Genomic DNA, 23264 nt, shown 5'->3' with positions numbered 1-23264 from the left:
AAGATTAGATGAACTTGTTGCTGAAAAATTTTCTATCCATCTCAGCTCGTCGGCTGTTGATAATGATTTATGTATCATTGTTGTCGGTGGGCATAGCTGACGATATTAGCCGGGATGCCTTGGACCGTATTGCTAGCCGTAGCAGTGATCCAGCCAGGTCAAGTGACTGGGAGCAAGCGGTGGTTAACTACGGAGACAAACACCAGCGCAAGTTAATACGCGCAGCCTTAAAGCAGGCTGAGCCATTTCCCAAAAGCCAAATGGTGGCTTATTTAGGGGATGAAAGACTGGCTGTTAGGATTGGAGCCATCGAGATTTTAGAGGATTTCAGCGGTAAGCAATTTGACTACGATCCATGGGATACGCCAGCTAGTGATGAGCATCATGCTGCTTTGAGCCGCTGGATGGTATGGGCTGGCTCAAAAGGGGAAAAATTATCAGCAAGCAATCAACTAACTGATGATCAAATGCAAAGCTACATTAGAGACTTGATTTCTTCTGTAGCTGAAAGGCAGAAGCGCGCACTGCGTATGCTAGAGCCATATGGGATGCTAGCGGTTGGTGATATTCAGGAATTTATTGTAACTAGCCCAGATTTGCTAGAACACCAGCTGGTCAGGTTAAAAGAGGCCCAGTATTATTTGGTCTTAACTCAGACGAGGGCGCAGGGCGCTGATAGTATAGCACGCTCACTAACGAGAGGTAATAGGGATCAGGTGCTTGAGGCGCTTAGCCAAATCAAAACAAATGGATTTCTGGTGATTCCTATCGTACTGGATTTTGTCAATTCATCCGATGCATTGGTGCGAGAAACAGCGATTGATACAGCCTTGTTGCTAGGCAATGCAGAAGCGGTGCCTTTGGTGGCCGATGTACTCGCAGAGGAAGCTGACGTTAACGTGATACATGTGGCGATGCGTAGGTTGCGCGAGATCGGTGGTCAGGCGGCTGTGGATCTAATCGTTCCTTATCTAGCTAGAAATGATGAAGATCTGCTAGTGTCCACGATACAAAGCCTAACGAAGCTGAGTAAAGCAGAGGTTGCGGGGCGAAATACATTTTATTCTAGTAATTCAGAGGGCGAAGTTCAGGTCACGGATGAATTGATTGATCAAGTACTTCCTTATCTTACTGATGAGCGCTGGCGAGTGCGTTCTGCTGCATTGGAGTTTGTAGTCAAGGTGCGTACTGAACGAGCTGCAGAGCAGGTATTAGAGTTGCTTAGTGATGAAGATGAGTTTGTGCGCTCTGGTGCAGTACAAGCTGTAGTTGCTTTGAAATTGACCTCAGCACGATCTCAGTTAGAAGAGATGTTCCTCAGTAATGACGATCTCGTGCCGATGGCGACGAGTGCTTTTGTTGGATTGGATATTCAGTTCACTGACAGTTTGCTCGAGCACTTAAGGACTCGACCTGTGGATGTTATCATTGCGTGTTTGAGTGAATTAGAAAAAAGCTCAGATGAGGGCCATGTTAAGTTAGTGGCAAGTTTCAGCTCACATGAGGATCTGGATATTGCTTGTTCAGCTATCAGGATATTAGCAAAGGACAGCAAAAAGGTGGAGAAGATTGAGGCAGTCTCAGCGGCGCTGTTGGAAGCCTTAACGAGTGGTCAGCTTGAGCGAATTTCAGCGGTGATTGATCACCTTAGGTTACCTAAAATGACTGATACTAGCGCCTATTTGGCACAAGTGGTTCAACTTAAAAAGAGTCAAGTTTCAACAAAGTTAGACTCATTGTACGATGCCTTTAACCAAGTGGCTGTCGGTGAGAGAAAGCAGACCGAGAAGCAGCTTGAATCGAGTTCCGCATCATCACTCCCTGATAATGTTAGTGCGTTGCGTGATGAGTTAGCAAAAGTGGCTGCTAGTGAAAGTGAACAAGCATTCCGAGCGGGAATCATTCTAGCTAAATCTGGCGACAACCGAGGTGCGGAAGAATTGCTAAAATCACTGGCTGGCTATTCCGTCAGCCAACGGTCTGCTGTTGCTGCAGCGCTACGTTATACATCGACGCAGAAGAGTTCTGAACTTACTTTGCGATTACTCAATGATGATGCTGAGACAGTACAAGAAGATGCGGCTCAATCAGCATTCAGTGAATCAAAAAACTTGGCGCTGATTTCGGAAGCACTTTCTTTGCTAGATCTTCCCGGTCGTAAGATTCATGCTTCAGCTTTGTATTGTCGGAATTTGGAATCTTCAGCTAGAGACCGTGATGCAAAACGTGCGATTCATAGCTGGTGTATAGCGACGTTGAAAAATGATCTAGCTGAGGATGATCAGAAGGTGCTAGCTCTAACTCTATCGAGGCAGGCTCTCGATCATACTAGCTTTGGGGTGGTATCAGAATATACAAAGAATGCGAGCCAGTGGTTGCGCCGCGCTGCTTGGTATACAGTTGCAGGGTTTAATCAATCATGGTTAGAGGAAAACGCCGAGCGTGGTCTGAGCGATGTTTCTCCGCGGGTGCGTGAGGCACTTTTGGTTGCTTTGTCGGATAGAGGTCAGTGGCAGGTCTATTTCTCAGACACACACCAGCGGCCAGATTCTAGCTGGAACTATAATAGGAAGAAGCCGCGCATATCTGGGCATGTACTTGGGTTGATCAAGGGCTTAGCTAATGATGATCCTGACGAACGGGTGCGTTTTGAGGCGTTGTACACTTTGCTCTATCATGGTCAGGATATTGATCTAGCTGATTTTATTTCGCTTCTGTCGACTCGAGCTGGTGATAAAACTCTAACGCGGCGTTTGGGATCGTTTATTGAGGATCAATACAAATCATTAGGTCCAGGAATCAAACCATTGCTGGCCTACGTAGATTGGCGCAGTATTAATAAAAGGAAGCGTCCTCTCATTCTTAAGCATTTTGCTGGCAGCGGCAAACAACTGGCGTTCACTTCCTTTCAGGATCTAGCTAAGATGCAGGTGGATTCAAGCCTAGCACAGCATTCTGAGGAGCCTGAGATTACTGAACCTGTAGCTGAGCGGGAGACCGTTAGGGCGCTTGTGTTCTATAAACCTGGCTGTAGTGAGTGTGAAACATTAGACGCTGAACTGAATAAGATTAAGGGTGATTTCCCTCAGTTAGTCATTGAGCATAAAAATATTTTGGAACCATCATCTATGCTATTAAACCAGGCATTATGTGATTACTTCCAAGTTTCAGGAGTAGGTAAGACACCATCTTTATTTGTTCAATCGGGTGCGGCTATTTCACCAAGTGTTCAGCCTGAGCATATCATGAAGCTGGTAGTTGATACCTTGGCCATGCCGCTAGATGACAGCTGGGCCGACATGGGCGATGAGGCTATTGAGCTAGCTGAGCAGAAGATAGATCAGTCATTTGCGAACATGACTCTGCCAGTGGTGATAGGTGCTGGGTTGCTAGATGGCGTTAATCCATGTGCATTTGCGACGATTATTTTCTTCCTTTCGTACCTGCAGGTTGCTCGTCGATCGCCGCGTGAAATTTTGATGGTAGGAGCGTCATTTATCAGCGCTATCTTTTTGTCATACTTTGCGGTGGGCATTGCTTTCCACTCGGTGATAGATAAACTAAATCAGCTAGATGGCTTCCAATGGGTAAAGCATACGATGACCTATTTGTTTGCCGCCTTTGCGTTCTTGGTGGCGATTTTGAGCTTCAGAGATTCTCGCCGAGCGGCAAAAGGAAACCTGAAGGACATGACCTTACAGCTTCCTGCATTTCTAAAAGACAAAATTCGAGGTGTGATCAGGAAGCGTGCCAAAGCGAGACATTTTGTATTGGCCGCATTTGTTAGTGGCGTGATCATTTCTATATTGGAGCTGGCGTGTACTGGACAAGTTTATGCACCGATCATTTTCCAAATTCAGAAGGGCGAGGCAGATGCTGTAGTGATGCTACTAATTTATAATCTAGCATTCATTTTACCGCTGGTGGTTATCTTTGCTTTAGCTTTCAGAGGTATGACTAGCTCTGCACTGATAGACTTTCAAAATAAGCATACGGCTACGGTAAAATTAGCGACGTCGATTGTATTTGTACTCTTAGGCGTACTGATTTTATTTGGCGATAAATTGCTGCCTCATGCTTAGAGTGGTGTGCGTTGTTAGCTAGAAGTTAGCTTTTTGTACATTCTGTGAAAACAAATCAGCCAGCTGGAGGTTTCCAGCTGGCTGAGTATTTTTGGTTTCTTGGGTGATTTTTGTTATTTAACGTTGAGCTCAACGGATGGCAGGCCGGTGGCTTTGCCAATGTAGCTGCCGAGGCGTCCTTCACGGTCTTTCGGGAAGTAGGCGCTGGCTACTGAGCCTGATAGAATAACTTGATTTTTCCGCAGGTAGTTACCTTTTTCTAGCTGTTGGTTGGCTAGCATGACGAGTGCTTTACGTGGATCGCCGAGTACGTTAGATGCTGTGCCCGAGTATACTTCTTCGCCATTGCGATCGAGTGATACTTGCATGTTAGCATAGTCTAAGCCTTGTGGTGGTACACCTTTGCCGATGAGGTAGGTGTGGGTGCCGCAGCTCATGGCGACAACGTCAGCTAGCTGGAGTGGGTGCTCGCTGCGGTCGAATCTGAGATCAGGCACGTCGAGGCCGACGTGCACGGATTTGATGTAGTTCTCGGCATCTTCCACTGAGGTGATTGGCTGAGTGATGTCTTGGCTGAGCACGAAGGCGATTTCTGACTCGATGTGGAAGCCAATGAAGCTGTCGGCTTCAACGGATCCGCCTGATTTAACAAATTGTTTTTTGAAAAAGGTACCTGAAACTGGCGCGTCGATGTTCCAAGTTTTCTGTGAGGCTGCGCTGGTGTAGGCCATTTTATGTCCGGTGACGTGGCCGTATTTTTGGCTCATCATGCTGTCGAGAATCGACTGGATTTCGTAGGCTTCGTCTAGGCTGATGGCTTTTTTACTCTGGCTAGTAACTGGCTGAATCGCCTTCACTGTGGTGGCTGCTTGATAGATTTGTTCAGCGTATTGGTATTGTTCTGAGCGCAGTTTGGCGTCTTTGCTACCGAGCTCACTGGCTGGAGGCAGCTGGTATTTTTCAGATACTGGAGAACAGGAGATGGCGGTGAGGCAGATGAGTGGATAGATAAATTTCATAGTCAGGATTTGCATGAAATAGGGATGTGTGGTGAGTACCTTAGTACGTGTGATGAAAGCAAAGTTAACAAACAAAATGGTTAATTTTGGATACGGTAGATTTGAATGTAGGTAAAGTCCCTTGATTTTCGTGTGATTTAGCCCATATTGCGGCGCGCAAAACATCGCAATTATCATGAAGCCCGAAAGCATTCGTAAATATCGTCCATTTCCAGCTGTTGATCTGAAAGATCGTCAATGGCCGGATCAAGTCATTTCAGCTACTCCTATCTGGTGTAGTGTTGACCTCCGAGATGGTAATCAAGCCCTACCAACGCCTATGACGGTGGAGGAGAAACTTGAGTATTTCGAAATGCTTGTACGCATTGGTTTCAAGCAGATTGAGGTTGGTTTCCCATCCGCATCAGATACTGAGTTCAACTTCCTGCGTCGTCTGATAGAGGAAAATCGCATCCCTGATGATGTGACTGTTCAGGTATTGGTGCAGGCTCGTGAGCATTTGTTGCGCCGCACATTTGCGGCTTTGCACGGAGCTAAGCAGGCGATTGTGCATTTGTATAACTCAACTTCTCCGCTGCAGCGCCGCATTACTTTTAATGACGCCAGCCAGGAGAAAATCAAAAAGATTGCTATCGAAGGTGCCGAGCTGATTAAAGAGTTAGTTCCAACATTGCCTGATTGTGATCTTACTTTGCAATACTCTCCCGAAAGTTTTTCTGATACCGAGCTAGATTTCTCTCTGGAAATCTGTGAGGCGGTGATGGATGTGTGGCAGCCGACTGAGGAAAATAAGATTATTCTGAATCTGCCAGCTACTGTAGAGTGGGCGACACCTAACGTGCACGCTGACCAAATCGAATGGTTCTGCCGCAATCTGAAAGAGCGCAACAAGGCGATCATCAGCTTGCATACTCATAACGACCGCGGAACTGGTGTGGCTGCTACCGAGCTGGGCCTGATGGCTGGAGCTGATCGCGTAGAAGGCACATTATTTGGCAATGGTGAGCGTACGGGTAACCTTGATATCGTCACGGTAGCGCTGAACATGAACAGCCATGGAATCGATACGGGATTAGATTTTTCAGATCTATCAACCATTCGCGAAGTCTACGAGCGAACCACTCATTTGGTGGTGCCTGAACGCCAGCCGTATTCAGGTGAGTTAGTCTTTACTGCCTTCTCTGGTAGTCACCAAGATGCGATCAAAAAAGGATTTGATAGACGTCAGAAAGATAAAGCTGAGTTCTGGGGAGTTCCCTATCTAACAATCGACCCGCAGGATCTGGGACGTAGCTACGAGGCGATCATTCGCATCAACTCGCAGAGCGGAAAAGGTGGCATTGCCTACATTCTCGATCGAGAGCACGGATATGATTTGCCAAAGACGATGCACCCACAAGTGGGCACTCGTATCTATGCGCTGGCCGATGAGCAAAGCCGTGAGCTGACACCTAACGAGATCAAAGATGCTTTCTTTGATTTCTTTGTCAATGTGTCTGCGCCGATGAGCTTGATTGACTACGAGCTGGATCATCACGCTGGTGAGCGCGGTGAAGTCGCATGCCATGCAGAAATCTCTATCAATGGCGAAACAAGAAAAATCTCTGGTATCGGTAATGGCCCAATCAATGCTTTTGTGCACGCGTTAGATCAGGCTGGATTGAAAAAATTCTCGCTGGTTGATTACCGTTCGCATGCCGTTCGTGGTGGCTCGGATGCAGATTCAGCAGCCTATATCCAGCTGCAGGGCGAAGAGCAGAAGCTGGTGTGGGGAGCTGGTGTCGATTCATCTATCGAGATGGCTGGCCTGAAAGCTCTGGTCAGTGCCTATAACCTCCTTAGCGCTAGCTAACAATATGGTCGAGTTTCGTTTATTTGGAATCCCTGTGAGAGTGGAGCCAGCATTCTGGTTTACCATCGGTATCATTGGCTTTTTGTATACTTCAAATAGCCCTCACAATGCGTTGCTGATGATGGCGCTGTTTGTATTGGCGGCATTTGTCTCCATCCTAGTACATGAAATGGGACACGCTCTAGCTATCAAGTTTTTCAAATATCCGACTCGAGTGGTACTTAGCAGTTTTGGTGGATACGCTACTTTTCCGCCCAATGTCTTATCTAGAATGCAGTCATTTCTAGTCACTCTGGCTGGACCTGCTGTTCAGCTAGCTTTGGGCCTCTCTATTTTGTATTTCGTCCCAGCCATAAATAAGTTCACGCCAGAGGGGGCAATGATAAATTATTTTTTCCTCTACTTGATGGGCGTTAGTATTATCTGGTCTTTGTTTAATCTGATGCCGATCTTTCCGATGGACGGCGGGCACCTGTTAGCCGCTATACTCGGGCCAAAGCGTCAGAAACTCGTATTTATCATTGGCATTGTTATTGCATGCGGGCTTGGTTGTCTGGCCCTGTTTCAATATAAAGAGATCTACATCGCCATGTTTATGGGCCTCTTTGCCTATCAGAACTTCCAGCTGCTGAAGCAGCTCAAAAATTGGCGTGGTTAGGCGAGCTCAATAAAGTGCTAATAGCTAGCAGGTGAGGGGCTGATTCTGGCTAAGGAGGGATTTTTTTTCCATCTAATCTGGGAATGACTCCAGTTATACTGTAATGCGATGGCATGTTTAGTTCAAAACTTCTTGTTTGTCTGTCAGCTTTTTCAGTGGTGACTGCAGGCTATGCTGCTGAGCCATCGGGGGCAAACCGCTACAATGTATTGTTTATCGCAGTAGATGATCTGCGTGATGATCTGAATTGTTTTGGCTCTGATTGGGTCGAGTCACCAAATATTGACCGTCTAGCAAAAAACGGACTTTCATTTACTAACCATCACGTACAGGTAGCTACCTGTGGAGCATCTAGGTTTGCCATGCTCACTGGTTTGAGCCCAGCAACATCAAAAATGCAGGGTAATAATGCTTTCAAAACTTTAGCTAGAGAGAGTGATAGAGCGCAAACTTTGCCTGAGGTTTTTCGCCGTAGTGGTTATAAAACAGCGAGTATTGGTAAAGTTTCTCACTCTACTGACGGCAAGGAATTTGCTTATAATGGCAAAGGGGATGGACGCGATGAACTCCCTAACGCGTGGGATGAACTGCCAACGGAATATGGCGAGTGGCAGCGAGGCTGGGGACTAATGTTTGGTTATCATGGTGGCGTTCACCGCGAAGATGGCAGTGGGCACAAAGATCTAATGGAGTTTGTTGCGGAGGAAGATTCAGAGCTTCCCGACGGTCTGATAGCCGATGTGGCTATCAAACAACTGCAAAAGTGGAAGGACGAGCGATTTTTTATTGGTGTTGGTTTTATCAAACCGCATCTACCATTTGTTGCCACAAAAGGGGATTGGGATGCCTTTAAAGATAAAGATATTCCCTTGGCTCCTCGTCAGGAACACACAGATGCAAACTACTGGCACAAAAGCCACGAGTTCTTTAAATACGATGCGCCATACGACGATGAAAATCCTCTCAGTGAAGAAAATCAGCTGATGAATCGCCGCGCATATTTCGCTTGCGTGCGTTATGTTGACAGACAAATTGGTCGAGTTCTCAATGAGTTGGAAACTCTAGGGCTCGCTGATGAGACCATTGTGGTATTATGGGGCGATCATGGTTGGTGCCTCGGTGACCTGCAGATGTGGGGCAAACACAGCCCGTATGAAGAAGCTAACCGCAGCCCATTGATTGTCAGAGTTCCTGGTTACGATAGTAAAGTCATCGATAGCCCAGTTGAGACGATAGATATTTTTCCTTCATTGCTAGAGTTGTGTCAGCCTAAGGATACAGCAACAGCTAGACCATTAGACGGTGTGAGCTTCGCTCAATCAGCGAAGACTGGTAAAGCTAGCCGTGAGCTCGCTATTAGCTATTGGGCTAGGTCCATCAGCGTGCGTGATGATTCTTTCCGGCTCATTCTTGATAGAGACAGGAAGAAGCCAGCTGAGCTGTATAAAATTCAAGCTGATGGTAGCTCTGGACGGAATATTGCCAGTACCAATCCTGAAAGGATTCAGAGCATTTTAACCAAGATGCTGAAGCGAAAAGAAATGGAGCAAAAAGACTTTGCGGCCACAGTAAAAGCGTCTTTAGGAAACTAGCTGTTTCACATTTGGATCAATTGCGCCAGCTGGATGTTCTAGCTGGCGCATTTTTTTTGCCATTTTTTTGCAGTACAAAGTCCATTTTGTAATCGAAGTTTTCTGCTAGTTAAGATGATTGGATGGCTTTAAATAGATAACTTAATCGATATTTCAGAATGTGAACAGGTGTTCTGTCGTGTATTGATTTCACTTTTACTGTGATCCCATTTGGTGTGGGCGGGGAAAGATTTCTCTTGAAGCAAAACATTTTAGTGATTTGACTTGTTTCTAATTAGGAACCCTAGTTTCAATACTGAAATGGCCTCAATATCTAGCATTATCAAAGCATCCAAAGTGCTAAAACGTCTCCCTATGGAAGAAAAGGGCATGTCTCTAGCTGAGATCCAGCGCGAGTTTGAACTCTCCAGAACCACTGCGTTTCGTATGATGAACTCATTGTGCTCAGAGGGTATGGCTCAGAAAGAGGGCACCCGTTACTACATGGGACCAGCTCTGGACGCGATAGCTCTGCGTGGTGACAAGTATGCTCTCTTGCGTTCACGCTGTATCATTGCGCTACGCGATCTAGCGATGAAGACTAGGCAAACTGCTCACCTAGCTGTGCGAGCTGGTGCCCATAGCCTCATCTTAGATGTATGTGATAGTCCTGACCCAGTTAGGGTAGCTAGCCGCTCAGGTACGAATGTATTTGTCCACTGCTCTAGCACTGGCAAGTCATTGATCTCATTTTTGCCAGCTGACAAGCGTGCGGAGTTATTTCCAATGATTCACTTTGATGAACCCAAAACGGAGAAGACGATTCGCTCAGCAGATCAGCTAGAAGTTGAGTGTGCTAGAGTTCGCGATCGTGGTTACTCCATGGACGATGAAGAATTTGCTCTAGGTGTGAGATGTCTAGCTGCTCCAATTTTTGATGAAAAAGGTCGAGTGCAGGCAGCTATCGGCATCACCGCTTCCACGCAAAGTTTCCCCAAACGCAAAGTTCCTGAGATTGCTAGCATCGTTATGGATGTCGCCTGGAGCCTGTCACTATGTGACAAACGTAAGGTTAGAGTAGGATAATGAAGAAGATGAAAAATTTATTGCTAGGTGCGTGTTTGATGATGACTAGCTCAGCTAGTGCGACTGATTTTCAGCCCGCTGAAATCAAACAGAAAATGGCGTCTGTGGCTGATTGGCAGATGCAGAATATGGATAATATTCCAGTCAAGTTCAAGCGTCACCGCCAGCTGAGAAGCTGGGTCAATGGAGCATTTTTTGTTGGCATGGTGAAATGGGCTGAGCTGGCTGAGACAGATAAATATTATACGTGGCTGAAATCAGTTGGTGAACAGAATAAGTGGCAGTTAGGTGATCGCAAGTATCATGCCGACGACCATGTTGTTGGGCAAATGTATATAGCCTTGAGTGATCACTATAAGGATCCAACAATGCTTGAGGGCACTCAGCAGCGCCTAGACTTCATCCTAAATAATCAATCTGAGAGTGGACTCAAATGGGGAACCAAATCAGCTCATGAACGTTGGGCATGGTGCGATGCATTATTTATGGCCCCTCCAACATGGGCGGCGATGAGTGCCGCCACTGGTGATCCTAAATACCGTGAATTCATGGTTAGGGAGTATAAGGCTGCAACGGATTTCCTCTACGACGAGGACGAGGACCTCTATTTTCGAGACAGTAGCTTTTTCAAGAAACGTGAAAAGTCGGGCGAGAAGATTTTTTGGTCACGTGGTAACGGTTGGGTATTTGCGGGCTTGCCGTTGATTATGGAGCAACTGCCAAAAGATTCTGAAGACTACAAATATTTTGCTCAGATTTATAATAAAATGGCTGTCAAATTACTAAGTTTGCAAGCTGAGGAAGGTTATTGGCCAATGAGCTTGTTAGCTGGACACAGCTATAAAACTCCTGAAACCAGTGGCACTGCCTTTTTTGTTTACGGTTTTGCCTGGGGGGTCAACCAAGGCTTACTAGATAGGGAGCAATACATGCCAGCTATTAAAAAGGGCTGGAGCTGTCTGCTTGAGAAAGTGCATGATGATGGGATGTTAGGATACGTCCAGCCAATTGGTGCAGCCCCAGGTGAGGCATGGGCCGATAAAACGATAGCCTACGGGCCTGGCGCTTTTCTGGCTGCAGGTTGTGAAGTCTACAAACTTATTCAAACTGATACGAAATAATTAATACGAATTTCTAAATACATATAAAGATGATTACGGATGTAAGAACAGCAGCGGACCCAGTACGGGTAAGTAGAATGACAACTGCGGAGCTGAGGGAGAATTTTTTGATTTCTAGCCTATTCACTGTAGGTAAGTTAGAAATGGTCTACTCAGATGTTGACCGTGTGATTGTAGGCTCAGCAGTTCCAGCTGGTGAAGCCCTCAAGCTGGGCGTTATTGAAGAATTACGCACTGAGTTTTTCCTCGAAAGACGTGAGTTAGGTATTCTCAATATTGGAGCTAACGGCGTGGTGACGGTAGATGGTGTAGAGTACCGCATGGAAAATGGCGACTGCCTTTATGTCAGCCGCGGTAGTAAGGAAATGACCTTCCTTAGTGATGATAATTCTCAGCCAGCTGAGTTTTATTTAGCCAGTTATCCAGCGCATGCGGATCACCCAACTACTCTAGCAAAGAAGGCTGACGCCGCAGCTGTCCACCTCGGCGCAGCTGAATCATGCAACGTTAGAACCATCTATAAATACATCCATCCTGAAGGCATTAGAAGCTGTCAGTTAGTCATGGGGTATACAGAGCTCGCAGAAGGTAGTGTGTGGAATACCATGCCATCTCACACTCACGTGCGTCGCTCAGAAGTGTACATGTATTATGACATGGTAGATGACGCTCGAGTTTTCCATTACATGGGCGAGCCTCAAGAAACACGTCATCTCGTGATTGGTTCTAAAGAAGCGGTTATTTCTCCTAGCTGGTCTATTCACTCTGGCTCAGGAACTGCGGCGTACAAGTTCTGCTGGGTAATGGGCGGTGAAAACCAAATCTTTGATGATATGGATCACCTTGGAATGGATCAAATTCTCTAACTGTAATGTCTATTTTGCAACAATTCGAGCTTAAGGGAAAAGTCGCCTTGGTGACGGGGTGTAAGCGCGGCATTGGTAAAGCGATGGCTGTCGCTCTAGCTGAAGCGGGAGCTGATATTCTAGGCGTTAGCGCTAGTCTTGAACTGAGTGGCTCTGAAGTAGCCAAAGAAGTTGAGGCGCTTGGCAGGAAGTTTACTGCCTATCAATGTGATTTTTCTAAGCGTGAGGCTCTCAGCGAGTTCATCGCGCAGGTGAAATCAGAAAATCCAGTGATTGATATTCTTGTTAATAATGCAGGAACGATCAAACGCGCGCCAGCTGCTGAGCACGGTGATGATATTTGGGATGAAGTGATAGAGGTAAACCTCAATGCCCAGTTTGTATTGTCGCGTGAAATTGGCAAAGAGATGTTAGTTCGCAAGCAAGGTAAGATCATTTTCACTGCTTCTCTGCTAACCTTCCAAGGCGGTATTACCGTTCCTGGATATGCTGCTAGTAAGGGGGGAATTGGCCAGCTAACAATGGCTCTATCAAACGAGTGGGCTGGTTACAATGTACAAGTGAATGCCATTGCGCCTGGTTACATCGCGACAGACAATACTGAAGCACTTCGCAACGACGCAGATAGAAGTACTTCTATCTTGGCTCGTATTCCAGCTGGTCGCTGGGGAGAAGCTGAGGACTTCAAAGGTCCTGTCGTTTATCTAGCGAGCGCAGCATCTGATTACATGACAGGCCATACGATGGTCGTTGATGGTGGCTGGATGGGTCGATAGATTTTGAGAGTGATAATTTGGACGTCCTTGACGTCATCTGGAAGTCAAAGTGTCGCAAATTAAACTATGAATTATTTTTAGTTTGATTATGAAAGAAATAGCATTATTACCACAGTACATGGTTCTTGTGGTGGTAGTGCTATTTTTTTAGCGACACATAGCGATAACTCAAAAATATGCGTTTGGTATGAATGTCGCCTTTTGTGTTGTCTCGACGAATAAACATGAAAAGATAACTAAACATGATAGGTAAACACAAATCCTTTTTTTTATGCGGTCTGTTAGCGGGGGTGGTGGTTGCTACGGCAGGCTTCGCTTTCCGTCTCAAGCAAAGCAAAAGTTCGGGTCAGGCAGCTGGTGGTCGAGTAGAACTTAAGCTGGCTCACGGTCTGGTAGAGTCGCATCCAGTACATATGGGCATGCTATATATGAAAAAGCGTGTCGAAGAATTATCCGGTGGCAGCATGACTATTGAAATTCACCCAGGAGGTGTGCTTGGCAGTGAAACTGCTAGTATCGAGTCACTGCAGAGCGGTGCTTTAGATATGACAAAGGCATCCTCTAATACCTTGGAGAGTTTTGTTCCTATCATGTCTGCTTACAACTTGCCCTACGTCTTCCAAGACAGAGAGCATTATTGGAAGGTCCTTGATAGTGAGTTAGGCAATGAGATGTTAGCGAGTGGTTTAGATAAGAAACTTCGCGGACTAACTTATTACGATGCTGGCTCACGTAGTTTCTACATGACAAAGAAATCGGTAGTGACCCCGGATGATCTCAAAGGACAAAAGATCCGTGTGATGAACAGCAACATTGCCATCAATAGCATGCGTCAGCTGGGGGCATCACCTACACCTATTTCATACGGCGAGCTTTATTCAGCTCTGCAGCAGGGCACGGTTGATGGAGCTGAAAATAACTGGCCCAGTTACGTAACCGATAGACATTATGAGGTGAGCAAATTTTTCACCGAAAACGAACATACCAGTAACCCAGACGTCTTGCTGATAGGTGAATCTGCTTGGGCGAGGTTGACGCCAATGCAACAGCTTGTATTGAAAACTGCAGCTGCAGAGTCATCTGTCTATCAGCGAAAACTCTGGCAGGAAAAATCCGACGAAGCTAAAGCAATCGCAATCGCAGCAGGTGTGAAAGTGGTCGAACCCGATAAATCATTGTTTGCTAAGAAGGTGGAAAGCTACAAAGAGGGCTTCAAAGGTACCGAGGTTGGCAATGTAATGCAGCAAATTCAAAAACTAGCAGAATGATGGATGCTAAAGAGGGGGCAGATCAGAATGGTCTTTTTGCCGTCATGGCGGTAATTCACCGCGTTATAGTTAGAATCCTAAGTGCTCTGGTTGTAGTTGCGGTTGGCGGCTTAGTTTTCTCAGTATTATGGGGTGTGGTGACACGCTTCGTATTTGATAACCAAGCGAGCTGGACGGAAGAGCTAGCGAGAATGTTACTCATCTGGGTGACATTGATTGGATCTAGTTTGGCCTTTGCTGGCCACTCACACCTAGGTGTTGATATTCTAGCTAGAAGTTTAGACCCTGCAGCTAGAAGGTTGTTAGCTGTGCTTTCACAGCTGATGGTATTATTTTTTGCAGTGGTGATTTTAGGCCAAGGTGGCTGGGCTATTGTGAAAGATACCTACGCTAGCGGCCAGGTGCTGGCTGCTATGGGAATTAGCCGAGCATGGGTCTATGTGGTTGTCCCTATCAGCGGGGTGACAACGGCTTATTTTACTTTGGAAACCTTGCTCAAATTAGTTTGTGGGCATGCTGAAAACGAACTTGAAGAAGAGGAAGTATGAATGACGTAATTATTATTTTATTAGTTAGTTTTGCGGCTCTGTTAATCAGTAATACTTCGATTGCCGTAGCTATTGCTCTGTCGACATGGCTGTGCCTGATTGCCTCAGATTTAGAGGCAACATATGTAGTCGCTAACAGGATGGCCAGCGGCATTGATAGCTTTGCTTTGTTGGCAATTCCATTTTTTATTCTATCCGGAATCTTAATGGGCAAAGGGGGAATGGCTAGACGTCTGATTGATTTTGCTGGCGCATGTGTTGGCAGATTTCCAGGCGGTCTAGGTTACGTTAATACGCTCACCTGCATGCTTTTTGGTTCAATTTCTGGATCGGCAGCAGCTGCGGTATCTTCAGTTGGTGGCTTTATGATTCCTGAAATGAAACGTAAGGGTTACCCTAACGAGTTCAATGTTGCTGTAACGACAACTGCGGCGACTACTGGCATGATGATCCCGCCTAGCAACATCATGATTGTATATGCGGTTGCCTCAGGCGCTTCTATTGGCGCGATGTTTCTAGCTGGCATTCTCCCCGGTATTCTTACAGGCCTAGCGATCATGGTTGTTTGTTTTATCTACACAAAACGCAAAGGTCTAGCTGCAGGTGAGCGCTCATCATTTGCTGAGATCGTGAAGACTTTCAGCCGTGCTATTTTGAGCCTGCTTCTCATCGTTATTGTTATTGGTGGAATCTTGGGCGGTGTCTTTACTGCTACGGAAGCTGCAGCTATTGCGGTGGCTTACTCGTTCTTGTTAGCTGTGGTCGTTTACCGTGAAGTCAAGCTCGCCGACATGCCTAGCATCTTTATCCAAACCGGCATTACTACAGCTGTTGTGATGTTGTTGATTGGCGCTAGTTCAGGCATGTCATGGTTACTAACGATTGAAAATATTCCACGTGAAGTTAGTGCGTTTATGCTAGGGATTTCATCACAGCCAATCATCATTCTGTTATGCATCAATTTGGTTCTATTAGCAGTGGGAACGTTCATGGATATGACCCCAGCGGTTCTTATCTTCACGCCTATTTTTCTACCTGTAGCTGGTGAGCTCGGAATTTCCGAAATTCATTTTGGCATCATAATGATTGCCAACCTATGTATCGGTTTGTGCACTCCACCTGTTGGGACCTGTCTGTTTATTGGCTGTGGCGTAGGTAAGACGTCTATTGCAAAGGTTACTCCTGCAATGATTCCCTTCTTCATAGCGATGGTTTGCGCTCTTTTGCTTATTACGTTTGTTCCGTTTCTATCGGAGTTTCTTCCTAGCTTTCTAAAATAACCATTATAGATATATGAAAATGAGATATTCCCTCAGCATAATGCTGGCCTTATCAGGCATAGCTAGCGCGGACCTTCAGCGTTTCGAAGTTAACAACCCTAGCGAAGTGCCATTGAAGTCGGCGATCGTTCAGTTAGATGTTTCACAGTTTGATTTTAAGGCTGAGGAATACATCGTGAAAGATTCGTCAGGAAATGAGTTAGTTACTCAACTGGACGGCACAAACTTATTATTCCAGTCGGATTTCAAGGCATTAGAAGCTGTGAAATTTGAAATTACCAGCGGTAAGTCAAAAGCCGATCATGGTGATAGAAGTACCTTCGCTCGCTTAGTTCCTGAGCGCGCAGATGACTTTGCTTGGGAGAATGATTACATCGCATTCCGTACTTATGGACCAGCTCTGCGTGAGAGTAACGAGGATAGCGGCATTGACGCGTGGTTAAAGCGCGTGAACTATCCTATCATCGATAAGTGGTATAAACTGCATCTCGAAGAAAAGGTTTCTTATCATAAAGACCATGGCGAAGGGCACGACCCATATCATGTTGGAAAGTCTCGTGGTACAGGTGGTACAGCTATTGTAGTTGGAAATGATTACCTAACATCTAATACATTCACTCGCAGTGAAGTTGAATGCAATGGCCCTCTGCGTAGCCGGTTTACATTGTTCTACGAATACGATTATAAAGGTGGCAAGGTGGAAGAGGCTAAAACCATCACCATTGATTTGGGGCAGCACGTGTTTCACTCATCTTCTATGTTCACTCAGGATGGTAAGCCAATTGATCTTACTGCAGCCGTAGGCATTACCACCCATGATGGTAAAGGTCAGGTTTCTAACGATACAAGCTGGATGAGTGTTTGGGAAAGTATTAAAGGTGCCGGTCCTCTAGGTGTTGGCGTTGTTTTCTCCGAAAATCCAGAATTTGATACCGTGAAGGTAGCGGCGAGAGATGAGTCTCACATTTGGGGCAAACTCAACACCGGAGCAGACGGTAAATTTGATTGTTATATCGGATTTGGCTGGGTCAAGGCTAACACTTTTAAAGATAAAGCAGACTGGGAAAACTATCTAGCTAGTTTCCGTGCCCAGCTTGAGAAGCCATTGGAAGTGAAAGTGCTTCGATAACTTCATTGTCACTAACTGGATGGTGTTGCTATCCAGTTAGTAGCTTAAGCTATTTTACTTTTGAGCAACTTGTCAGTCATGTGGTATTTGCTGCAAATATCCTGACAGAGCTCAATGAAGCGATGATCGTGGGCCATGAGCTCACGGTCTTTGTGGGTAAATAGCCCCCATCTTCTTACTGGAGCAGGAATTGGTAGATCTTTGATCGCTAGCTCTTTATTCTCCAGCTCTCGCTCTATCACCCAAGGAGAGACGATACTTGCGCCAATGCCCAGGCGGGTCATTTCTTTAATGGCATGCATGTCTCCTAGCGCGAGCGTGCGTTTCAGCTGGATATCCCGCAGCTTGAAGTGGTCGCTGATAATGCGATAGGTGGTACTCGTGCGCGAGTAGATCATGATTTGCTCATTGCTGATCTCTTCGAGCGGGATAGAATCTAACTTCGCCCACGCGTGGTCGGCTGACATGCAGAGCATGAGCTTGTCTTCAAATAGAAGGTAATTGTTGAAATTTGGGTACGGATGGGTGTCCGTTAGGCCAATGACGATGTCGATCTTCCCTTGCTTCATCATTGCCATTAGTTCTTCTGTATCGTTAGTTTCGATACTAATCTGGCAATGCGCGTATTCATTCTGAAATTGGCTTAGAACTTGGGGCAGTACGTAATGGCAAATGGTACTCGTCGCACCAATGCGCAGACGTCCTTGGCCCCAGCGGCTCAGCACTTCGATCTCATTACAGGCGACTTCAAGATCAGTTAGTATGCCTTTGGCTCTGCGGTAAAATAAATTGCCAGCCTGGCTCAAGGTGATAGATTTGCCTACTCGATCAATCAATGTGGTTCCTAGCAGATTTTCCAGTGACTTAACTGAGTGACTAATAGCTGACTGGGTCAGGTTGAGTTCATAGGCTGCTGCTGTGAAGCTCAGGTGCTCAGCTACAGCTTTGAATGCACGAATTTGTCTCAGTTCTGGTAGAATCATGTTCATATTGAGTCACGGAAGCGTGTTAATGAGCGTTTTCATAAAGTGGGGGAAATGTGCGGCCTAAGTTGAAAACACACAAAAGTTTAGGCCGCACAATGGGATTGATTAGAATGTATAGCTAAGATCAGTGGTGATCTGGGCGATGTCAGGGCGGCTATCTCCGAAGAAGTAAGCTGCTTTGATTAGGCCAGTGAAGTTCTCGTTGAACTTCTTAACTAGCACACCATCAAGTTCCCAACCGTAGCTGTTATCAAAGCTATCTGTGAGGAAGTAGTGAGCGTGGGCTTTGCCTACAAGACCGTAAGGAAGGCCTTTTTTGGTGTACTTTACATAAAAGTCAGAGAGACCTTCGTAGTTGTTTGAGCGGGTGCCATCGTTGTTTTTGCTTAAACCAATACGGTCGCCAATGAAGGCGTCTGCAAAGCCGTTGAAGGCATGTACGGTAGCGAGCGGCGTAACGAAGGCTTGCTCAAGGTACTCAAGGCCGAATGAGAAAGATTGTTTGGTATCTTCACAGCTGAGTGTGTAGTGAGCGTGACCGTAACCTGAGCTATAGTCAAAAGAGTTAGAGTTGCCCTGTGACTGATAGGCACCTTCGAGATAGAGTTTGCCAGAGAGAAGGTCAAAAGTGTTATAGGCACCAACGGTGTTGTTACCCACTTTAGTTACGTTCTCCACATCCATGAGGTAGGCATACGCGCCAACTTTGCCAATTGGGCTGTCAAATTGGCCGTCGATGAGGTGGAAGTCGCCTTCAAATTCTTTGGCGCCACCTGCTGCGTCTTTACCAAAAATTCGGTTCACTTGGTCAGCATAGACATAGCTGATAGATGCAGCCTCGGCTTTATAGCTCAGCTGAGCAGCGTCAAATGTCTGCTCATTCTGTCTCCAGCCAACGTTACCGATGAAGGCAGCGTTGTTGCGGATGATGCGCTGACGACCAGCTTTGATAGCCCATTCGTTGCGCTCGTACTGAGCCCATACGCGGTTCATTTCCAGGTTTTCAGGGTCACTGATAGCAGTTTGTCCTGGATTAAATGGACGGGCTCCAGCAGCTCCTGAGTTGTAGTCATCTAGCAGTGCGACTGTACCTTCAGCCTCTACCAATGCGCTGAAACCGTGAAGGTCTTTGAGCATCAGACCTGCGCGTGCACGGGCTGTGATAGAGTTAGATGACTCAAGTCCGTCTTGATCGCGGTATTCGTAGCGAAGACGTACGTCAAAAACTGGCTTGAGGTAATCACCAATTTGTTTGGCTTCGGGGGCGGCTGGAACGACGAGGTCGTCTGATCCAGCAGTTGCAAGTTGTGCTAGGGTGAGTGGGCCCATACAAATGGCCACAGCAATGGATTTTTTAGTATTCATGTTCTGTTTGCAATAAGTGCATATTTTTTATAGAGCGGTAGCATATATTGTGCCAACTTATTATGTAAGCTCTACCGCGTTATATTTGTGGGAGATAGAAATACCTGCCGATTAACTTTACCGATTAATCTTTGATTGTGAATCGAGAGGTTTGATTGATTCAAATGTTTTAGTGACCTTGAGCTGGCTGCGGGGGAACGCCGAGCTTAACTTGGAAATCGTGCAGTTCTTGCTCGGACATAAATCCAAGCGTTGATTTATCGGAGAAAATGCGCGCTTTGTCTTTGATGTGTGAGCGTTGCTCTAGGAATGCTAGAAGGTGCTCACGATAGGCAAAAAATTGTGAATCTTTGAAGATTTTCTCACGGTCACGCGGGCGGTCGAAGTCAATTTCGAGAATTTCGCCAACACTGGCTTTTGGCCCGTTAGACATCATGACGCAGCGGTCAGCCATGAACACAGCTTCGTCGACGTCGTGAGTTACGATCATGGCAGTGAGTTGCTCTTTAGCGATGATGTCGACAATCACATCTTGCAGTTCCATGCGAGTAAGTGAATCCAGTCGGCCAAAGGGTTCATCTAGCAAGAGAACTTTTGGTTGCAGGGCAATGGCTCTAGCAATACCGACTCGCTGTTGCATGCCGCCAGACATTTCACTTGGATACTTTTTCATTGAGTCAGCTAGGCCGACAACTGAAAGTGCGTGTTCTACGATTTGTTTTTGCTGTGCTTTGGTGGCGTGTGGGTAGATATTTTTTACTCCTAACATCACATTGCCGTAGGCAGACATCCATGGCATCAAACACGGAGCCTGAAATACCACGGAGCGATCTGGACCAGGGCCGTCAATTTCTTTATCCCCAACAATGATGCCGCCATCTGAGATTTCGTTGAGTCCGGCGAGCATGGTGAGCACGGTAGATTTGCCGCAGCCTGAGTGGCCAATAAGTGAGATGAACTCACCCTTTTTGATATTCAGGTTAAAATCTTCGATGACCCTAAAGTCGTCGCCATATGGGTTGGGGTACTCTTTGACGAGGTGGGAGATTTCAACAAATTTTGATTGAGTCTTCATAGGGTTAATTATGATGGAGTGCTCGGGCTAGCGCTGATTTTGAAGTTGCGGCTGAATTGTGGACGGCCAGATGGTACGGTGAAATCTTTAGGTGCGATGTCTGGCATGCTGGTATTAACAGGTTTTGCTAGACTCTTAGCTTCTTTGTTTAGATTCATCATAAAGCGGGTGATTTCCGCTTTCAGGCGCATAAATTCTGGGTGGTCATTGAGCGTGTGGCGGTCCCGAGGTCTCTCCATATTGACGATGAACTCATCAGCTAGGGTGGCCTTTGGTCCCATCGTTAGGGGAACAATTCTGTCTGCCATGAGAACTGCTTCGTCCACGTCGTTAGTAATCATGACTACGGTGCGTTTGTCGCGTTCCCAGATGTTGAGAATCTGGTCCTGCAACTCTGAGCGTGTTAGGGCATCGAGTGCTGATAGAGGTTCGTCAAGTAGAAGAACTTCAGGATCTAATGATAAGGTACGAGCGAGTGAGGCGCGCTGGCGCATGCCTCCACTTAGTTCATGTGGCTTTTTGTCACCAGCGTGGTCGAGTCTAACCATCTCAACGTAGTTGTGGATTTTTTCATCGACTTCCTTTTTGGATAGTTCTGGAAATACCTTGTTAACGGCTAGTTTGACGTTGTCGTTGACTGAGAGCCACGGCAACAGTGAGTAGTTCTGAAACATGATGCCGAGGTCTGGGCCGGGGCCTTTGATGGGCTTACCTTTGAAGAGTACCTCGCCATTAGTAGGCTCTTGCAGGCCAGCTAGTAGTGACATCAATGTGGACTTACCTGCGCCAGAGAATCCAATCACGGCTACAAATTCGTTTTCCTCTACTTTTAAATTGAGGTTAGAGAGAACCTCAGTTCGATTCGATGCTGGGCCAAATGAGACCGAGACATCTTTGAGTTCCAAATAGGACATGCTCTTATTGAGTTAGGAATTAGATAGCAGCCTTTGATCCTTCGAAGGAAACGAGGCGTTGGAAGACGATCATGATACGGTCGAGAATGAGTCCAACAAAACCAACTACGAAGACGACAACCATCATTTTAGCGAATGAGTCAGAGGCTCCGTTGTTAAACTGATCCCATACGAACTTACCGATACCTTCAGAGGATGATAGAAGTTCAGCTGCAATCAGAACCATCCAGCCGACGCCGAGTGAAATGCGAAGTCCTGCAAAGATGAGAGGTAGCGCTGATGGGATGACGATCTTGAACAGACGTGACCAGAAACCTAGCTTGAGTACTCTAGCAACGTTCATGTGATCCTTATCAATGCTAGCGACACCGAGAGCTGTGTTAGCCAATGTGGCCCAGAGTGAACATAGAGCTACGGTGATTGCTGAGGCGATAAATGCTGGGTTGATTTTGTATATATCGATAAGAGGAGCTTTCCAGAGCCACTGAATGACAGCGTTATTTTCTGGATCAGGAATGAATCCACCAACGATAATCAGAGCGATTGGTAGCCAAACGATAGGTGATACTGGTTTGAAGATGGCGATGAATGGAGTCATGGCTGCCATGAAGGTAGAGTTGAGTCCACAGAGGATGCCGATAGGGATAGCGATGCCAGCACCGATAATGAATCCGGTAAATACACAAAGGATGGAACGTCTAACTTGATACCAAAGTGTAGCTGGTTGAGCGTATTTTGATTCGATAGTTTTCTCTAAACGAGATTCATCTTTAGCGATACTGCGTGCTTTTTTGTAGGCGTCAGCTCCGGTGAGTTGATAGAGTTCTTCGGTAGTTGTGGAGATGTTAGTTTCGGCAGATTCTACCATGATTGAGCGGTTGCGCTTGGTGAGTTGCTCAATCTGCTTTTCTAGGAACTGCTTTTCTTCAGCTACTTTTGTCTGCATGGACAATGCTAGAGCAACTTTTTTAGACTTATCGTTGCGAGCATCACTGATGGCTGCTTTGAGTGAGCTTAGCTCAGTTTTTTCAGCATCTGTTTGGGATTCGTTAGCTTTTACTAAGTCGAGAAATTTGGTGTAGCTAGCTTTGTCTCCAATGACTAGAGTTTCAGATACACTCTCGAGCTCTTGTTTGCGTTTGTCCTGAGCTTGTGAGAACTTTTCTTTCAGCTCGTCGTAGTTTTTTTCTAATGGCTCAACGACAACTGCGATGCTTTTTTCGTGCTCTGACTTTGCTTGAGCCACGGCATCTGTAGTTTCCTGCACCTTAGGTGTGATGCTGGCTAGCTGGGCTTCGGCAACAGCTAGAGCAGCCAAGCGTTCTTCACCAGTTAAGTTATAGGCCTCTTTTTTGAGGTCTTCGCGATCAGCAAAGGTATTGATAGATCCTAATGCATCGGCTGTTTCACCAGGTGTGGGTAGGGTGCCAGCTTTTGTTTTGATCAGCCCTGAGCCAGCATTCCACGCAAAGATAAATAAGAGCATGGCGGCGACTGGAATGATGATCCATTGGCCGATTTTCTTCAGCTGGACAGAAGGTTCTTCGCCGTAGCACAAACGAACTACAGGTGATAGAAACGTTAGGCCTGAAATGTCGATGGCCTTGAGAAGTGGGTACTTGATAGATGATAGAATTTTCATGACAGCGTGTGTGATGAGGAGCTCAG

At 46.2% G+C, this 23264-nt stretch carries 18 protein-coding genes; 12 read left to right on the top strand and 6 right to left on the bottom strand.

The features are described 5' to 3' along the window. The first annotated feature begins 62 nt into the window (after window positions 1-62). Window positions 63-4082, top strand: a complete 4020-nt coding sequence (locus JIN82_RS02115; RefSeq protein ID WP_200309980.1) for a HEAT repeat domain-containing protein — start codon at window positions 63-65, stop codon at window positions 4080-4082. A 113-nt stretch (window positions 4083-4195) separates the two neighbouring features. Here the strand turns inward: JIN82_RS02115 and JIN82_RS02110 are convergent, their stop codons facing one another. Continuing rightward, window positions 4196-5101 (bottom strand): 2-keto-4-pentenoate hydratase, encoded by a 906-nt coding sequence (locus JIN82_RS02110; protein WP_200309979.1) that lies wholly within the window; start codon window positions 5099-5101, stop codon window positions 4196-4198. Between the two features lie 175 nt (window positions 5102-5276). Between JIN82_RS02110 and leuA the strand changes: the two genes are divergently transcribed. From leuA to JIN82_RS02055, 11 genes are all read left to right on the top strand, one after another. Beyond that, window positions 5277-6953, top strand: a complete 1677-nt coding sequence (gene leuA / locus JIN82_RS02105; RefSeq protein ID WP_200309978.1) for a 2-isopropylmalate synthase — start codon at window positions 5277-5279, stop codon at window positions 6951-6953. Between the two features lie 4 nt (window positions 6954-6957). Then, window positions 6958-7611 (top strand): site-2 protease family protein, encoded by a 654-nt coding sequence (locus JIN82_RS02100; protein WP_200309977.1) that lies wholly within the window; start codon window positions 6958-6960, stop codon window positions 7609-7611. Window positions 7612-7724: 113 nt separating this feature from the next. Further along, the gene (locus JIN82_RS02095; protein ID WP_200309976.1) at window positions 7725-9203 is read left to right on the top strand and encodes a sulfatase; all 1479 of its coding nucleotides are present in this window, start codon (window positions 7725-7727) and stop codon (window positions 9201-9203) included. A gap of 300 nt (window positions 9204-9503) precedes the next feature. Then, window positions 9504-10268 carry an IclR family transcriptional regulator gene (locus tag JIN82_RS02090; RefSeq protein ID WP_200309975.1) on the top strand — a complete coding sequence of 255 codons (765 nt, stop codon included), beginning with the start codon at window positions 9504-9506 and terminating at the stop codon, window positions 10266-10268. Continuing rightward, complete coding sequence (locus JIN82_RS02085) at window positions 10268-11389, top strand: glycoside hydrolase family 88/105 protein (protein ID WP_200309974.1); 1122 nt, start codon at window positions 10268-10270, stop codon at window positions 11387-11389. The genes JIN82_RS02090 and JIN82_RS02085 overlap by 1 nt, the downstream gene beginning before the upstream one ends. Before the next feature lie 29 nt (window positions 11390-11418). Continuing rightward, window positions 11419-12255, top strand: a complete 837-nt coding sequence (kduI, locus tag JIN82_RS02080; protein ID WP_267906492.1) for a 5-dehydro-4-deoxy-D-glucuronate isomerase — start codon at window positions 11419-11421, stop codon at window positions 12253-12255. Between the two features lie 11 nt (window positions 12256-12266). Continuing rightward, a complete protein-coding gene (locus JIN82_RS02075) occupies window positions 12267-13031 on the top strand; it encodes an SDR family NAD(P)-dependent oxidoreductase (RefSeq protein WP_200310022.1) in 765 nt (254 codons plus the stop codon). A gap of 242 nt (window positions 13032-13273) precedes the next feature. After that, entirely contained in the window at window positions 13274-14299 is a 1026-nt protein-coding gene (locus JIN82_RS02070) for a TRAP transporter substrate-binding protein (protein WP_200309972.1), read from the top strand. Then, window positions 14296-14847, top strand: a complete 552-nt coding sequence (locus JIN82_RS02065; protein WP_200309971.1) for a TRAP transporter small permease — start codon at window positions 14296-14298, stop codon at window positions 14845-14847. Before JIN82_RS02070 ends, JIN82_RS02065 begins: the two co-directional genes overlap by 4 nt. Then, window positions 14844-16127: a TRAP transporter large permease gene (locus JIN82_RS02060; protein WP_200309970.1), complete on the top strand. Its 1284-nt coding sequence runs from the start codon at window positions 14844-14846 to the stop codon at window positions 16125-16127. Before JIN82_RS02065 ends, JIN82_RS02060 begins: the two co-directional genes overlap by 4 nt. A 13-nt stretch (window positions 16128-16140) precedes the next feature. Continuing rightward, entirely contained in the window at window positions 16141-17256 is a 1116-nt protein-coding gene (locus tag JIN82_RS02055) for a DUF4861 family protein (protein ID WP_200309969.1), read from the top strand. A gap of 44 nt (window positions 17257-17300) precedes the next feature. Here JIN82_RS02055 and JIN82_RS02050 read toward each other — a convergent pair whose 3' ends face one another. The 5 genes from JIN82_RS02050 to JIN82_RS02030 form a co-directional block, all read right to left on the bottom strand. Next, window positions 17301-18245, bottom strand: a complete 945-nt coding sequence (locus JIN82_RS02050; protein ID WP_200309968.1) for a LysR family transcriptional regulator — start codon at window positions 18243-18245, stop codon at window positions 17301-17303. Between the two features lie 102 nt (window positions 18246-18347). Continuing rightward, window positions 18348-19607, bottom strand: coding sequence for an alginate export family protein (locus JIN82_RS02045; protein ID WP_200309967.1), 1260 nt, complete (start codon window positions 19605-19607; stop codon window positions 18348-18350). Between the two features lie 169 nt (window positions 19608-19776). Then, entirely contained in the window at window positions 19777-20682 is a 906-nt protein-coding gene (locus JIN82_RS02040) for an ABC transporter ATP-binding protein (protein WP_200309966.1), read from the bottom strand. Window positions 20683-20690: 8 nt separating this feature from the next. Then, window positions 20691-21596 (bottom strand): ABC transporter ATP-binding protein, encoded by a 906-nt coding sequence (locus tag JIN82_RS02035; protein ID WP_200309965.1) that lies wholly within the window; start codon window positions 21594-21596, stop codon window positions 20691-20693. Between the two features lie 19 nt (window positions 21597-21615). After that, window positions 21616-23238, bottom strand: coding sequence for an ABC transporter permease subunit (locus tag JIN82_RS02030; protein ID WP_200309964.1), 1623 nt, complete (start codon window positions 23236-23238; stop codon window positions 21616-21618). Between the last annotated feature and the right edge of the window lie 26 nt (window positions 23239-23264).

It is taken from the genome of Persicirhabdus sediminis, assembly GCF_016595495.1.
Taxonomy (GTDB): domain Bacteria; phylum Verrucomicrobiota; class Verrucomicrobiia; order Verrucomicrobiales; family Akkermansiaceae; genus Persicirhabdus; species Persicirhabdus sediminis.
Note: the sequence above shows the minus strand (reverse complement) of the source record. Positions and strands in the feature narration are given on the sequence as shown.

Excerpts from the sequence above, each read along its gene's own strand:
- JIN82_RS02115 (WP_200309980.1), top strand. The coding sequence starts at position 63 with ATGATTTATGTATCATTGTTGTCGGTGGGCATAGCTGACGATATTAGC.
- JIN82_RS02110 (WP_200309979.1), bottom strand. The coding sequence starts at position 5,101 with ATGAAATTTATCTATCCACTCATCTGCCTCACCGCCATCTCCTGTTCT.
- leuA (WP_200309978.1), top strand. The coding sequence starts at position 5,277 with ATGAAGCCCGAAAGCATTCGTAAATATCGTCCATTTCCAGCTGTTGAT.
- JIN82_RS02100 (WP_200309977.1), top strand. The coding sequence starts at position 6,958 with ATGGTCGAGTTTCGTTTATTTGGAATCCCTGTGAGAGTGGAGCCAGCA.
- JIN82_RS02095 (WP_200309976.1), top strand. The coding sequence starts at position 7,725 with ATGTTTAGTTCAAAACTTCTTGTTTGTCTGTCAGCTTTTTCAGTGGTG.
- JIN82_RS02090 (WP_200309975.1), top strand. The coding sequence starts at position 9,504 with ATGGCCTCAATATCTAGCATTATCAAAGCATCCAAAGTGCTAAAACGT.
- JIN82_RS02085 (WP_200309974.1), top strand. The coding sequence starts at position 10,268 with ATGAAGAAGATGAAAAATTTATTGCTAGGTGCGTGTTTGATGATGACT.
- kduI (WP_267906492.1), top strand. The coding sequence starts at position 11,419 with ATGATTACGGATGTAAGAACAGCAGCGGACCCAGTACGGGTAAGTAGA.
- JIN82_RS02070 (WP_200309972.1), top strand. The coding sequence starts at position 13,274 with ATGATAGGTAAACACAAATCCTTTTTTTTATGCGGTCTGTTAGCGGGG.
- JIN82_RS02065 (WP_200309971.1), top strand. The coding sequence starts at position 14,296 with ATGATGGATGCTAAAGAGGGGGCAGATCAGAATGGTCTTTTTGCCGTC.
- JIN82_RS02060 (WP_200309970.1), top strand. The coding sequence starts at position 14,844 with ATGAATGACGTAATTATTATTTTATTAGTTAGTTTTGCGGCTCTGTTA.
- JIN82_RS02055 (WP_200309969.1), top strand. The coding sequence starts at position 16,141 with ATGAAAATGAGATATTCCCTCAGCATAATGCTGGCCTTATCAGGCATA.
- JIN82_RS02050 (WP_200309968.1), bottom strand. The coding sequence starts at position 18,245 with ATGAACATGATTCTACCAGAACTGAGACAAATTCGTGCATTCAAAGCT.
- JIN82_RS02045 (WP_200309967.1), bottom strand. The coding sequence starts at position 19,607 with ATGAATACTAAAAAATCCATTGCTGTGGCCATTTGTATGGGCCCACTC.
- JIN82_RS02040 (WP_200309966.1), bottom strand. The coding sequence starts at position 20,682 with ATGAAGACTCAATCAAAATTTGTTGAAATCTCCCACCTCGTCAAAGAG.
- JIN82_RS02035 (WP_200309965.1), bottom strand. The coding sequence starts at position 21,596 with ATGTCCTATTTGGAACTCAAAGATGTCTCGGTCTCATTTGGCCCAGCA.
- JIN82_RS02030 (WP_200309964.1), bottom strand. The coding sequence starts at position 23,238 with ATGAAAATTCTATCATCTATCAAGTACCCACTTCTCAAGGCCATCGAC.